General features: G+C 42.1%; 13 protein-coding genes. 6 read left to right on the forward strand and 7 right to left on the reverse strand.

Features of this window, described 5'->3' with window-relative positions; genetic code table 11:
• Positions 1-10: 10 nt before the first annotated feature.
• A complete protein-coding gene (locus ACHZA1_RS00785) occupies positions 11-829 on the reverse strand; it encodes an ATP-binding cassette domain-containing protein (RefSeq protein ID WP_320053334.1) in 819 nt (272 codons plus the stop codon).
• A 160-nt stretch (positions 830-989) separates the two neighbouring features.
• On the opposite strand from ACHZA1_RS00785, the gene ACHZA1_RS00790 reads away from it, so the two are divergent.
• From ACHZA1_RS00790 to ACHZA1_RS00810, 5 genes are all read left to right on the forward strand, one after another.
• Complete coding sequence (locus tag ACHZA1_RS00790) at positions 990-1,673, forward strand: Crp/Fnr family transcriptional regulator (RefSeq protein ID WP_320053335.1); 684 nt, start codon at positions 990-992, stop codon at positions 1,671-1,673.
• 3 nt (positions 1,674-1,676) lie between these two features.
• Entirely contained in the window at positions 1,677-2,108 is a 432-nt protein-coding gene (locus tag ACHZA1_RS00795) for an Rrf2 family transcriptional regulator (RefSeq protein ID WP_320053336.1), read from the forward strand.
• A gap of 1,106 nt (positions 2,109-3,214) precedes the next feature.
• On the forward strand, positions 3,215-3,589 hold the full coding sequence (locus ACHZA1_RS00800) for a hypothetical protein (protein WP_320053337.1): 375 nt from the start codon (positions 3,215-3,217) through the stop codon (positions 3,587-3,589).
• 203 nt (positions 3,590-3,792) lie between these two features.
• Entirely contained in the window at positions 3,793-4,884 is a 1,092-nt protein-coding gene (locus ACHZA1_RS00805; protein ID WP_320053338.1) for a dsDNA nuclease domain-containing protein, read from the forward strand.
• Positions 4,881-6,611: a hypothetical protein gene (locus ACHZA1_RS00810; protein ID WP_320053339.1), complete on the forward strand. Its 1,731-nt coding sequence runs from the start codon at positions 4,881-4,883 to the stop codon at positions 6,609-6,611. Before ACHZA1_RS00805 ends, ACHZA1_RS00810 begins: the two co-directional genes overlap by 4 nt.
• A 371-nt stretch (positions 6,612-6,982) precedes the next feature.
• On the opposite strand, the gene ACHZA1_RS00815 is transcribed toward ACHZA1_RS00810, so the two are convergent.
• Positions 6,983-7,144, reverse strand: a complete 162-nt coding sequence (locus ACHZA1_RS00815; protein WP_394701047.1) for a DUF6356 family protein — start codon at positions 7,142-7,144, stop codon at positions 6,983-6,985.
• 425 nt (positions 7,145-7,569) lie between these two features.
• Here ACHZA1_RS00815 and ACHZA1_RS00820 point away from each other — a divergent pair, with 425 nt between their 5' ends.
• A complete protein-coding gene (locus ACHZA1_RS00820) occupies positions 7,570-8,343 on the forward strand; it encodes a sulfite exporter TauE/SafE family protein (protein ID WP_320053340.1) in 774 nt (257 codons plus the stop codon).
• Between the two features lie 49 nt (positions 8,344-8,392).
• Here ACHZA1_RS00820 and ACHZA1_RS00825 read toward each other — a convergent pair whose 3' ends face one another.
• The 5 genes from ACHZA1_RS00825 to ACHZA1_RS00845 form a co-directional block, all read right to left on the reverse strand.
• Positions 8,393-8,884: a flavodoxin domain-containing protein gene (locus ACHZA1_RS00825; RefSeq protein ID WP_320053341.1), complete on the reverse strand. Its 492-nt coding sequence runs from the start codon at positions 8,882-8,884 to the stop codon at positions 8,393-8,395.
• 19 nt (positions 8,885-8,903) lie between these two features.
• On the reverse strand, positions 8,904-9,479 hold the full coding sequence (nadD, locus tag ACHZA1_RS00830; protein ID WP_320053342.1) for a nicotinate (nicotinamide) nucleotide adenylyltransferase: 576 nt from the start codon (positions 9,477-9,479) through the stop codon (positions 8,904-8,906).
• A 116-nt stretch (positions 9,480-9,595) separates the two neighbouring features.
• Positions 9,596-10,147: a guanylate kinase gene (gene gmk, locus ACHZA1_RS00835; RefSeq protein ID WP_320053343.1), complete on the reverse strand. Its 552-nt coding sequence runs from the start codon at positions 10,145-10,147 to the stop codon at positions 9,596-9,598.
• A gap of 51 nt (positions 10,148-10,198) precedes the next feature.
• Entirely contained in the window at positions 10,199-11,077 is an 879-nt protein-coding gene (locus tag ACHZA1_RS00840) for a YicC/YloC family endoribonuclease (protein WP_320053344.1), read from the reverse strand.
• 50 nt (positions 11,078-11,127) lie between these two features.
• Positions 11,128-12,510: an MATE family efflux transporter gene (locus tag ACHZA1_RS00845; protein ID WP_320053345.1), complete on the reverse strand. Its 1,383-nt coding sequence runs from the start codon at positions 12,508-12,510 to the stop codon at positions 11,128-11,130.
• Positions 12,511-12,985 lie beyond the last annotated feature (475 nt).

Raw genomic sequence — 12,985 nt, forward strand, 5'->3', positions numbered from 1 at the left:
GGCTTAATCTTTACTTTAGTGATGGTTGATAGGTTGCGGCCAGTTCGGTAAGCTGCTGGTTAAAGAGCGAGCTGCTGATCTGCTCGCCGGCACGGATAAACTTTCGGAACTCGAGCATGATGTCGTCGAGCTGCTTTAGGCCAACCGCTGCGGCACGCTCTTCGTCGCTGGTAACAATGAGCTTCTGCATGGCCCCGCTCTCCATGATGATGCGAAAATCGGAAAGCAGCGCAATACGGGGGTCGTGCGTTACAAAAACGAAGATCTTGTCGTACTTCTTAAGCAGCTCCAGCGCCTTGGTACGGTCGATGCCCGCATTCTCAATCTCATCGAGCAGGATGATGGGCGAATGGCCGATAATAACAGCATCGGCAATAAGCAGCGAGCGGGTTTGCCCTCCCGATAGCTCGGTCATCGAAGTCTCCCTAACAATTGCCTCTCCAGTTAGCTGGTTGGCAAACTCCAGCGTCTCGTTCACCATCTGCTCAATATCCTTCGAGCCTCTAATCTTGGCATGAATGCCCAAGAATTCGCCCACGGGCAGGTCGGATAAAAAGTTGGTATGCTGCGAGATGAGCGCAATGGGATGCTTCGAGGGGTCGAAGGAGAAATCCTCGGGAATCGTCTCCCCGTTAACCAGCACTGCGCGCTGCGAGGGGGTGTTCCTATTTGCAAAAAGCTCGATATCGTTGATCAGCGTAGTCTTTCCGCAGCCCGTTGGGCCGACAATGCTGATGATGTCGCCCATCTTCAGGTCAAATCGCTCGACCTTCTCCGGGCTTCCACCCTTACCAATACCGCCAATAACCGTTAGCGTTTTTATTTCCATCGTTATACCATTATAATAGTTACATCATACAATATTATTGCAAATATCTACCGATTTACTGTATATTTGTATTGAAGGTTAAACCCAAATAGATTAAATATTCCATACTGCTTAATGAACTTTTAAGCTATGGTACAACTCAACACAGATTGCAGCTACAATGGAAGCCATATTTAGCGATAGCAGCTGGTTAAAGCGCATTGCCCTACAGTTTATCACGGAGAGGGAGTTCGAGAAGATTGAGCGGACCTCGGTAAAGCTCGAGTACAAGAAGGGGGAGGTTATCCTGAAGCAGGGTAACCAGCCAACACACGTGGCCTACCTGCAGCAGGGAGTGGTAAAGTTCAGCTACCAGAACGAGAACAGCAAGCGCATCATCCTTTCCATTGTGGCCGCCCCCAAGATACTGGGTGGGGCCAACCTGTTCTACAAGGATAACAACCTTTTCTCGATTGTTGCGGTGGAGGATTGCAGCGTAATCCTCATGGACTCGAAGGTGCTGCTCGAGCTGCTTTCGAATAACGGAAAGCTGGCCGTTGCCCTCTACCAAATTGCGGCCGAGATGTTCAAGAAGTCGATTCTGAACTTCGTGAGCGTGGCCAGCAAGCAGAAGGAGGGGCGAATTGCCGATACCATCCTCTACCTATCGGAGGATGTGTACCGCACCAGCGACTTCCCCCTATCGCTCACCCGCAAGGAGCTGGCCGAGTTTGCCTGCTGCTCGCCCGAGAATGTGATAATGACCCTGTCGAAGTGGCAAGCCGAGCAAACGATCGACCTTTCGGGCAAGCAGCTACGGATATGCGACCTCGACAAGCTCAAGCAAATTAGCAAAATAGGATAACCCATGCTTACACAAAAAACAAGGTACGCCATGCTGGCCCTAACGCGGCTGGCCAAAGAGTACGGCAAGGGCACATTGGGCATTAGCCAAATAGCCGAAAGCGAGCTGATCCCCAAACGATTTCTGGAGTCGATCCTCCTAGACCTGAAGAAGAACGGATACCTGGCCAGCAAGCTGGGTAAGAGCGGCGGCTACTTCCTGCTCAAGCATCCTGATGAGATTAGCCTGCTGGAGATCATCCAGCTATTCGAGGGCAGCATCGCCATGCTCGCCTGCACCTCCGAGAAAAGCTACCAGCCCTGCGAGCACTGCAAGGACGAGGCCAGCTGCCCCATTCGAAGCACCTTTAAGGACATTCGGGAGTATACCTTCCGCAAGCTGCAGAGCACCACGCTCACCATGCTTGCCAGCCAACCCTCGTTGGCTGAACAATAGAAACAAGCTGCTATCTGTAAATAGTTTGGCCTCAGTGCCAAACGCCAAGGAGGCATTGACTTAGGCTTATGCGCCAGCGCATTCCCCCACAGCAATGCCTCCTTTATATTATGTCTCACAGCAATAAAAGTACCCACCCCTCCTAAAAACTTAGGGCAATAGGAGGAATGAAAGACTAAGGTCAATTGGGCGAAATGCTGAAAACTCATAACGGCTTAGCACTTCGGCCAAGGATTTCGCCTTTAAGATTTACACTACTCTATTTCGAAGGATATCCCCCGCCGGCGGGGGTTAGGGGGTGGATTTTTTTAGAAGTGTATAGCAATCATTGGGATCAAGTATTTACCTCTAACGTCTATTTTCCTCCCCCTTCCCCCTCCAAAGGGGGATACACTTTGTGCTACGACTTGCTGATTCCTTTACATCTACCTCCATTATGATCGATGTTTTTTTAAAAGCGATATCCCTGGCTCTTCGCCAACCTTATTGAATGACCACAGATTTTTTTGTACAGAAGGGAATTATGCTTAAAATCGAGAGGATAACCGTTATTGCTTAAAGGAAATCTCATTTTCCTTTAACGATATCTCTTATCCTTTAAAGGAAATCTCATTTCCTTTAAACATTATCTCTTATGCTTAAAGGAAATCTCATTTCCCTTCAACAATATCTCTTATCCTTTAAAGGAAATCTCATTTCCTTTAAACAATATCTCTTATGCTTAAAGGAAATCTCTTATCCTTTAAACATTATCTCTTATCCTTTAAGGAAAATCGCTTAAACCGCAGAGCTACGCCTCCTACCACTCCATCAAACCACCATTTGCTCCTACACGTTTAGCATCTAGCCTTATATAACACTCATTACAGCTATTGAGAGCGACAAAATGGAGCAAAAATCTTCCTCCCAGCGTAGTAAACACTCTTTTTGTAAAAAAAAATGATGCTTTTTAAACAACATTTGCTATACCTATGTTAATATACCAAATGGAGAGACCAGCAGCAGGCAGGTTGGGCAACCAACAACATGCTGGATGACGGGCATTCCCGCTATTGAAGGTCGAACATTGACAAAATAAGTATTAACAATTAAACAAAGGACTGCCTATGGCACGCAAGAAGAGAACTTCTGCCGCTATTGATCTGCTAAAGGTCAGGCTTGCCGGACTCCTTTCCATCGACGAGAAGCTCGTGCTGGAATATGGCGTATCGGTAGCAGAAGGCACCAGGCTGCTCAACAACGGGGAGGCAATTCTTCAGTCCTACAACACCACGCTCTCTATTGTCGACGATCGGCTATACGAGCTGGAAGGTGCGGAAAAAGTCATAACCGACTTCTGCTCTAAAACGCTTTCGGAGGTACTGCTCAAGTACGGGAAAGATAGCAAGGAGTACGAAAAGGTTGGTGGCAAACGCAGTAGCGACGTGAAGCGCAAGCAACGCAAGCCCAAAAAGGGGAAGTCGAAAGCCCCTGAGGCGTAGCGCTGCAAAAAACAGGTAAAAGGAGGATTCGTAACGAGTTCTCCTTTTTATTTTATCTGGTGAACAGCTTTTAGTGACAAGCCTTGAAAAAGTAAAGTGCCCTTTGATGATTTGTAATTATTAGCTTACTTTGGTAGTCGTATAAGCGTAACAAAAGCTGCGCATGTAAACGAGTTGGCACTAATACTAAGAAGACCAAGCAAATGACCGAAGCATTAATGATTACCAATGTAAATTCTGGAGTTCAAGCCAATACGGGTATGAACTTTCAGAAGAATTGTGCTATTTACTTGTTTCTTGAAAGATATGAGGACATAAAAGATGAAAAGTACTTTATAATATTAGAGCATCAAGATGATATAATTTTCGGCTACCTATCCGATGAGAATAGCCTTAAAACTGTTGAAACAATCCAAGCTAAAAAATCAACAAATAAATGGACTCTTAATAGTCTTATTGAGATCATCAAAAAAATCGCACTTTCAAGTCAAGATGTGTTAAATGACAATTATCCTAAAACTGATAGTTTTTATCAAAAAAACTATTTTACGACCAATAATACTATTGAACTAAAAGGACAAAATAACAATACAAAATATAACACCATTATCAATGAGGAAAATGCAAATGTCTCATTTTCAAATTTAGATCATGCTGTTAAAACTAAAATATTACAGGGAAACAAAAACGTAACCTTTACTAAAAATGATATTAGTAACCTTGAAAATTTTCACTTTCACTTTATCGACATAGGCAGAACTTCAAAAGCCCAGAGAGAACAACTTATAGGCAAGTTTAGAACTGTATTTGGTAATAGAATTACTGACCATATAGCAGCATTAGATACTCTTACATTTAGATTAAATGAAATTGAATGTACTTTCAATCAAGGAGATTCTGCTAATTTATCTGATTTCTCAAAAAGGATAGAATCGTCTGAAATTAATGAAATTATAGATACGCTTACAAGTAAAAAACTTGCGTATGATTTTTGGAGAAGTAAAAAAGATGAAGTATGTCAATCTCTGCAGATTAACATTTTTGATAGAGACCTATTTGAATTTCATTATATAAGTAGTTTTGATAAATTCAAAGATTTAAACGAAAGCGAACATCGTAAAATAAACACATTTGTAAAAGATAACAAAGAAATTCTAAAGCGTTATTATACAGATAAAGAATGTATTAATGCTTTATATTCTGATTTTAACACCACCAAATCAACAACATTAAGTGGAATTCAACTTAAAGCTGCAATATCAGCAGCGTATCTTGAAACAATAAATTCATTATGAAAGTAAAACTAAACATAAAAAAGATACTTATCTATAGTGAGGAAAATGACAAGTACTTTTACTCTGACTTCGGAGACAAATTGAATGTTATTTATGGGAAAAATACAGCAGGTAAAAGTACGTTAATACAACTTATTCTTTACTGTTTTGGTATTAATGACAACAAAATAAAGTTAACAGAGATTTTAAGTGAAGGAATTTTTGTAAGATTAGATTGCTCAATTCAAAAAGAAACAAGTTCAGAAGTATTAACGCTTATACGTCAAGATGAAACACTATTAATTAAAGACATTAATAAAAAAGTTCTTCGTTTTAATGGTATAAATAGTGATAATTCCGTTGAACACATTAAATTGAAAAAATTCTTCAATGAACTCTTTGATTTTAATTTGTTGTTAGAATCCAAATCTGGCATATCGGAAGCTCCAATAGAAACAATATTTTTACCTTATTACGTTTCACAAGATGTGGGTTGGGTGTATCTACGTAAATCATTTAGAAATTTAGATTTTTACAGAAATTTTAAAGAAGATTTTTTGGATTATTATCTAGGTATAGAAAATACAACCGATAGAAAAAGAAAACGAGAGATAGAGAATGAAATAAGTGGATTACAAAAAGAAATTGCTTTTTTTACCAATGTTGAAAGAGAAAATAGGGATTTCGAAATTTCAAAAAATATAGATGATTCTCTTACAGGTAAAGCTAATGAGTTAGTTAAATCGCTCTCTAATTCAAAAGCTGAACTTTCTAGATTAGAAGAACAATTAGTAAGCGAATCAAACAAACTCACATTTTATAACCAAAGACTGTCTGTTGTATCAAAAGTTAAAAGAAATCATACAAAACAATTTCCGGGAAAAGACAAATGCCCAACTTGTACTCAATCATTGCCATTAAGTGTTGAACAAATATATGTTCATTTTCAAGAAGATAACGACACAGAAAAAGAGCAAAAACAAATTAAAGAAAAGATTAAATGTGTCCAATCTAAAATTAATTCATTAAACAATAAAATTGAGGTTTTACGTAATGAGATCAGTGATAAATATATATCATATTCTTCATACAACCAAAGCAATATTACTTTAGATAGTTGGCTTGAAAATAAAGCAAACATTATTTTAAATAGAAATTTAACAACTCAATTAGGAGCGTTACATCTTGATTTAGTTCAAAAAAAAGAAGAACTAAGTGAATATAAAACAGAAGATGATATCATAATTGAAAGAGAAAAGAAAAATTATTCCTTCAAACAAATATATTTATACAATAATGCTCAATTAGGACTTCCTACATTAGAGGAGGAACGCTTTTATAAGGTTTATGAAATATCAAGTTTCCCATTCCAAGGTGTTCAACTTCATTTGGCTGTTCTTAGTTATCATTTTGCATTTAATAAATTATTAACAGAGACAGAAAAGATACATCGATTACCTTTTATTCTAGATAGTGTGTTTAAAGAAGATATTGATGGAGGGAATAAACAAAGCATATTAAAGTTTATAAATTCAAATTATCCAAATGACACACAAACAATATTATCTATAGCTGATGATAAGAATAATGATTCTAAAATAGAAATATATTCAAAGGAAATATTTAAAGAAAATGCACATTTAATTTGCATTGGAGATGGAGAAAAAGAAAAAGCGTTATTAAAGCCAAATGACAATTTACATGATGATTTAATAAATGAATCATATGAAATAATAGAAACAATATAAAAGTACTATTGCTAATACTGGCTATAGGCAATGGAGGGCTTCTACTCTGCTCGCATGTCTGATTCCCTCTAGCTCGTCGAAGAATAAACGCCCTCGCTCGTCGCAGTATAAATGCACGAGGCTCGGCGGCATTTGTAATGCCGTCGAACATAAGAAGCGGTCTTTGACCGCAGTTAAACAGCAAACTTGTACTAACCATAAAAGCGCAGCCACCATCAATTGCTGCGCTTTACTTTTTTGCTACTTTTAGATTGCGGTCTGTATACCGCTACTTAGCAAAGTAGAAACTTCAACCGAGCATAAAGTGCGAGTTCAGCGCAGCTAATCCCAACGACATAACTTTTCGTGTACAAGCTGATCATCAACCAACTTTAGGCTTTTATACAGTTTTGTACCGCATCCTTTTTCGACACCTCATCCGAAGGAATTCTCGTCCTAAATATCTCGTTAAGCTCCTTTAGGTGCGAGCTGGTATTGGTAACAAGCAGAAAAGGGAATATGGCATGCACCAACGATGCGACGCTACACCCCACAAGCGTCCTAAATAAGGTAGAGTGCAAATCGCAAATGCTCCAAATAGGTCATTCCAACCTCGCGGGGATGCTAGGTAAACAGGTGGTTCAACTTCATATAGAGTTATGGATTACAAGGTCCTTATTGTACCGCAAGTGCTTTCTCCAAGTTGCCTCCCTGCATTGGAATAGCGACAGATAGATCTTCGATTGCTCATTCTTATATTTCGGGAAGCATCCCCTCTTTTAATTTCCCCAACAGCAGGAAAGGTACGGATAATGTTCATACAGATTTTGGACAATAGCGCCACACTAGATGGGCAGGTCTAATCCATATGTTGCCCTAGTAGTCTAAACGTAGCTAAAAACAAGTGGTGCGGCGCCATCGCCTCAGGCATATCGGGGGCAAAGAGCTAGTTTTGCACCCGAACAAAAAAAGTAGGCTCATGTTGGTGGCGATATTTGCTTTGGGCGTCCTTGCTGGCGTACTGTCTGGACTGTTTGGCATTGGTGGTGGAATTATTATGGTGCCCACGCTAATTGCGCTGTTCGGAATGGATATGCTTAACGCCAACGCCACATCGCTTGCTGCAATGCTGCTCCCTGTTGGAGTTTTGGGAGTAATCACCTACTACAAGGCAGGGTACATTAACCTAAAGGACTCGCTTTGGCTGTCGCTGGGTCTATTTGCAGGGTCTTTCCTCGGAGGCGAGCTGGCAGTATCGGTTAATGTTTCGCTGCTCTCCAAGCTCTACGCAGCCTTCCTGCTATACATTGCGGCGGGTTACCTAAACATTCCTGCACTTATTTTTAAGAAGAAGGGCACGGCATCAGCTGAAGATGGGGAAAGGATCTCCCGTGCATTTTGGACCTACATTGCGGTGGGCATCCTAGCCGGAATTATTGCCGGGATGTTTGGCAAAGGCGGTGGACTCGTAATTGTCCCAATGCTGATAAAGTTCTATAAGTACAACCCCAAAGCAGCAACGGCCACCTCGCTTGCCGCGTTGCAACTCCCTGTAGGGCTCCCCAGCGTTATGATTTACGCAGAATCGGGATATTTAAACCTTTCATACGCAGGATTAATGGCTATTGGAATTGTGGCGGGTGTTTTCTTTGGCTCGAAGTTGGCGCTCAATCTGCCAGCTGCTACCTTTAAAAAGGTATATGCCGTTTTCCTAGTTGGCGTATCGGTTTTTATGGTGTACAAGTACATTTAGCATTTTGCGAGCACGAAGAGGGATGCTCCTCTCTAGGCATACAACAACACTAGCAGCTCCTAATAGCAGCAACTAACTCCTCTATCTTTTCGTAGTCGAGCTTAGAAACAGATGCTGTAACCCCTGAGATTTTGCGAATAAGGAAGCGTTCAAAGAAGTTCATTCTGTCAATGTAGAACTCCCCGCCAACAACTCCCGACCAAGCAGCATGTTTCCTTAGCTGATCAAGGAAAGCACTGCGCAGCTCTGCATCGTATTCCTTATAGTTCATGCCGCATACGTAAAGGGCAACTCGCTTTTGCAGCAATATGCTAAGGTTTCTAGCACAAAATGTGGCGACCTTTCCTCTTATCTTGCCAGCGTAAATCGAACCTCCAATAACAATACAATCGAATGCTGCTAAATCAGGCATCCGAGTTTCCTCTAGACTAATGAGCGTAACATCACCACCCAGCAGCGTTGCAATATGCTGGGCAACCTTTTCGGTAGTCCCATGCTTGGTAGCGTAGACTATTGCCACCTTCCTTTCGTCCTGTATCATATCGTTAAAGGGATTAGAGTTATCGGTACAAGCCATTATCGCGAATGTACGCTGCCACCTTCGATGGCACCAGATGTTCGATGGGCTTCTCCCCTAGCACCAGATTGCGTATCTGTGTTGATGATATATCAAGCAACGACGCATTAACCTTTTGAGCATCATAGGCAGCTGCTAATGCTTCTGAATTGTCGCCTTCGCGGGGATAGAAATAAACGGGATACTTTTCGAGAAGATGCTGATACTCCTTCCACTTCTCGATAACAGCCAAGTTATCGCTCCCCATAATCAGCGCAAACCGATAAGTAGGATGATCTTGAGAGAGCATCTCCAGTGTTTTGAAGGTGTACGAAGGGATTGGGAGACCAAATTCTACATCCGAAACCTTAACAGGAAGAGCAACGTCATCAAGCGCAAGCCTAAGCATGGCTAGCCGATGGGCGTTAGAGGCTAAATTGGAGATTTCCTTCAGCGGATTTTGCGGGCTTACCACAAACCAGAGTTCATCAAAACCTACCTGACGAAGCATCTCTCCAGCAATTTGAAGATGCCCATTATGTACAGGATTAAACGAACCAAAGTAAAGCCCGACGAACATAAAGATTCTTTAATTTATACTACTTATGTGATGTGAGATATGAGACGCGCAACAGAAAAAAATAAGAATCATTGTTACATTAGTCAACCTGAGCATCTCATATCTCATTATAAATACTATTCTAAAAACGAAGCAATAACCATCTCAGCCTTGTCCTTTGCCTCTTCGAGGTTATCGTTCACCACCACGACATCGAACTTATCGGAATACGAAAGCTCCTCTTCGGCTTTGGCGACACGACGCTCTATAGCTTCAGCGCTATCGGTTCCTCGGCCAACCAGCCTGTTGCGCAGCTCCTCTACCGATGGGGGCATTACGAATAGCGAAAGGGAGTTATCAGGAAACATCTTTTTAAGGTTTACTCCACCTTTAACATCAACATCAAAGATAACAACGTTACCCTTCGACCAGATTCTGTCGAGTTCGGATCTAAGCGTTCCGTAGAAGTTGTCGGTGTACACCTCTTCCCACTCTACGAATTCGCTATTAGAGATGCGTTGCCTAAAATCTTCGGCAGAAAGGAAGAAGTAATCCTTACCGTGCTGCTCGCCTTCGCGCATCTTACGCGATGTGGCCGAGATGGAGAATTCGAATTGAGGAAACTTTGATAGTAGATGCTTAACTATGGTAGTTTTCCCAGCCCCAGATGGAGCTGAGAAAATAATCATTTTACCGTTCATGTCTGTTGAGTGCGATTTTCGATTCGCGAAATGCGAAAGTTAGAGAATGTTGAGCACCTGCTCCTTAATCTTTTCAAGTTCGTCCTTCATCTGAACTACCATCTTCTGGATATCGGCATCGTTGGCCTTCGATCCAAGGGTGTTGATTTCGCGCCCCATTTCCTGAGCAACAAAGCCCAACTTACGACCAGGCGTCTCCTCGACATCGCAAATCTCGCGGAAGTACTTGCAGTGGTTGCGTAGGCGAACCTTTTCTTCAGTAATATCAAGCTTCTCGACGTAGAAAATGAGCTCCTGCTCAAATCTGTTTTGGTCGATATTCGCTTGAGGAACAAATTCGGCAATGTTATTGGCGATACGAGTCTTTATTACCTCTATCCTCCCCTTTTCGAAAGGTTCGATGGTAGTAACAAGGTTCTCTATTTTCTCAACTCGATGAAGAATATCTGCTATTAGAGCAGCCCCTTCCTGAGCGCGGAACTTTTCGATCTCGCAAAGTGCCCTCTGTACGGTTTGCTTAAGAGCGGCAACCTCCTCTTCTGTTACCTCCTGACGTTGCACATGAAGCACATCGGGCATACGAAGTATGGTTTGTACCACAGGCTCGTTGATGAGGCTTATTTCAAACTTCTCCGAAGCCTGCTTTACCTGCTCGTAGTAGCTCCCGAAGACATTCATATTAATAGTTGCAGGAGCTTCCTCTTTTACGGTCTCAACGAAAATAAATAGGTCGGACTTGCCCCTAACAAGCTTTTTGGCAACTTCGGCACGGAGCTCCAACTCGTACTCGCGGTACGACATCGGAAGCTTTACGTTTAAATCGAGCTGCTTACTATTTAGCGAACGAAGCTCGATGGTAATCTTTTTTCCCTGTATTTCTTGTTCGGCTTTGCCATAGCCGGTCATCGATCTTACCATATTCTATATAAATTTTGATAAAGGTAACTCTTTTTCATCTACAATGCGCTCTAAATCTCTACTTCTCCTCTCATTGCCTCTTCCGATTGGCCGATTCCCGAGCGGTGGAATACCGTTTTCCCCTTCCATTTTCCCGTTTTATAGTAGGCAAATGCTCCAATCATACCAACGACCCACCCTATTGGGATAGACCACCAGATGCCATCTTCGCCAATTGCCTTCGTAAGAAGGTAGGCAGCAGGTACACGCACCGCCCATAGCGAAATCAAGGTGGTGAGCATCGGAACCATAGTTGCGCCGGCACCACGCAGCAGCCCGTTAACCACAAACATAATGGTAAACATCCAGTAAAAAGCAGAAACAACCGTGAGGTACTCCCCTCCAATTCTGACAACTTCATCGCTGGTTGTAAACATGCGCATCATGCTATGCCCAAAAAAGATAATAACCAGCGAAACAATTACGGTAATCACCATCGACATGCCCAGGGTTGAGGTAAGCCCCTTTCTGATTCGATCCATATTCCCCCTTGCTACGTTTTGCCCAACAAATGTTGATAGCGCTATGGAAAAGTTCATGGCAGGCATCATTGCCAGAGAGTCAATTCGCGAAGCGGTGCTATAGGCCGCAATTACGTTCGTCCCAAAGGTGTTTACGATCCCCATTACAGCTGTCATCCCCAACGCCACAAAGGTTTGCTGAACCCCTGAAGGTAAGCCAATCTTCATGCAGTGACGAAAAATCTCACGATCGAATTTAATCCCCTTTATTGCAAAGCGGAAGATCTTGTGCGTACGGTTTATGTAGATTACTGCGGAGACAAATGCCCCCAGCTGAGCCAATAACGTTGCCCAAGCAGCGCCAGCAATTCCCCAATGAAAAACACCAATGAAAAGAATATCGAGAAATATATTGGCAATAGTCGATATTATAAGGAAGAACAGCGGAGTCTTTGAATCTCCAACGCCTCGCAAGGTTGAGATTACGCCGTTAAAGCCAAAGAAGGCGATCATTCCACCTAGGTATATTTTCAGAAACAGCGCTGCATCATCAAGCAGCTCCTCTGGAAGTAGAATTAATCGCAAGATAGGCTTCGCAAGAAAGATTCCAGAGACAGCAACCACAAAACCAGCAACTAGTAGGAAAATATTAATGGTATCGGCAGTCTTCTTAACCTTATCGTACTGCTTTGCGCCAAAGTACTGCGCAATCACAATCGATCCCCCACTACCAATACCAATAACCAACGCTATGATGAAAAAGATAATCGGATACGATGCACCAACTGCTGCAAGAGCCTGGGGGCCCAGATATCGCCCTACGATGATGCTGTCTATAATGCTATAGAGCGATTGGAATACATTTCCAAGCAGCAAAGGAACCGAGAAGTTAAATATAAGCTTGGATACATTTCCTTCGGTAAAATCTTTCATCAGGGTTCGATTGTAATGAACCGTAAAATTCGAACTTTTATGCCAGTAAACAAACAACCACATCCATAATCTAGGACACCCGTATTTTAACACCAAAACACAGGCTAGCACAGATTAGGTTCTATACTAATGCTGAGTATTATCGCATAATGGTGGCGGATTTACAATCTGAGAGGGTTGAATTCGAATTTTCGCACATGCAATGCGGAGAAACAGCCTCCAGCATAAGCACAACCACGGAACGATTGAATAGCGAGCTAAATGTAGGACATTACCCAACTAAAACCGTCATAGAGCTTAAGCATTTTAGCCTTTGTAAGAATAACATTAGCCATCAGCAATGTGAAATACTCCCTGCAAATTTACAACCTGCCATACTTCTACGCCATCTGCAGCAGCTAATTCCAAAATAAATAGATGGAATTACGGAGCAATTGCTATCGCCGATGCTCCATCTTTGATCCAAAATGAAGCA

Source organism: uncultured Acetobacteroides sp., from assembly GCF_963667355.2.
Taxonomy (GTDB): domain Bacteria; phylum Bacteroidota; class Bacteroidia; order Bacteroidales; family ZOR0009; genus Acetobacteroides.

Bases quoted from the DNA above. Each gene is read 5' to 3' on its own strand.
- ACHZA1_RS00785 (WP_320053334.1), bottom strand. From the start codon at position 829: ATGGAAATAAAAACGCTAACGGTTATTGGCGGTATTGGTAAGGGTGGA.
- ACHZA1_RS00790 (WP_320053335.1), top strand. From the start codon at position 990: ATGGAAGCCATATTTAGCGATAGCAGCTGGTTAAAGCGCATTGCCCTA.
- ACHZA1_RS00795 (WP_320053336.1), top strand. From the start codon at position 1,677: ATGCTTACACAAAAAACAAGGTACGCCATGCTGGCCCTAACGCGGCTG.
- ACHZA1_RS00800 (WP_320053337.1), top strand. From the start codon at position 3,215: ATGGCACGCAAGAAGAGAACTTCTGCCGCTATTGATCTGCTAAAGGTC.
- ACHZA1_RS00805 (WP_320053338.1), top strand. From the start codon at position 3,793: ATGACCGAAGCATTAATGATTACCAATGTAAATTCTGGAGTTCAAGCC.
- ACHZA1_RS00810 (WP_320053339.1), top strand. From the start codon at position 4,881: ATGAAAGTAAAACTAAACATAAAAAAGATACTTATCTATAGTGAGGAA.
- ACHZA1_RS00820 (WP_320053340.1), top strand. From the start codon at position 7,570: ATGTTGGTGGCGATATTTGCTTTGGGCGTCCTTGCTGGCGTACTGTCT.
- ACHZA1_RS00825 (WP_320053341.1), bottom strand. From the start codon at position 8,884: ATGATACAGGACGAAAGGAAGGTGGCAATAGTCTACGCTACCAAGCAT.
- nadD (WP_320053342.1), bottom strand. From the start codon at position 9,479: ATGTTCGTCGGGCTTTACTTTGGTTCGTTTAATCCTGTACATAATGGG.
- gmk (WP_320053343.1), bottom strand. From the start codon at position 10,147: ATGATTATTTTCTCAGCTCCATCTGGGGCTGGGAAAACTACCATAGTT.
- ACHZA1_RS00840 (WP_320053344.1), bottom strand. From the start codon at position 11,077: ATGGTAAGATCGATGACCGGCTATGGCAAAGCCGAACAAGAAATACAG.
- ACHZA1_RS00845 (WP_320053345.1), bottom strand. From the start codon at position 12,510: ATGAAAGATTTTACCGAAGGAAATGTATCCAAGCTTATATTTAACTTC.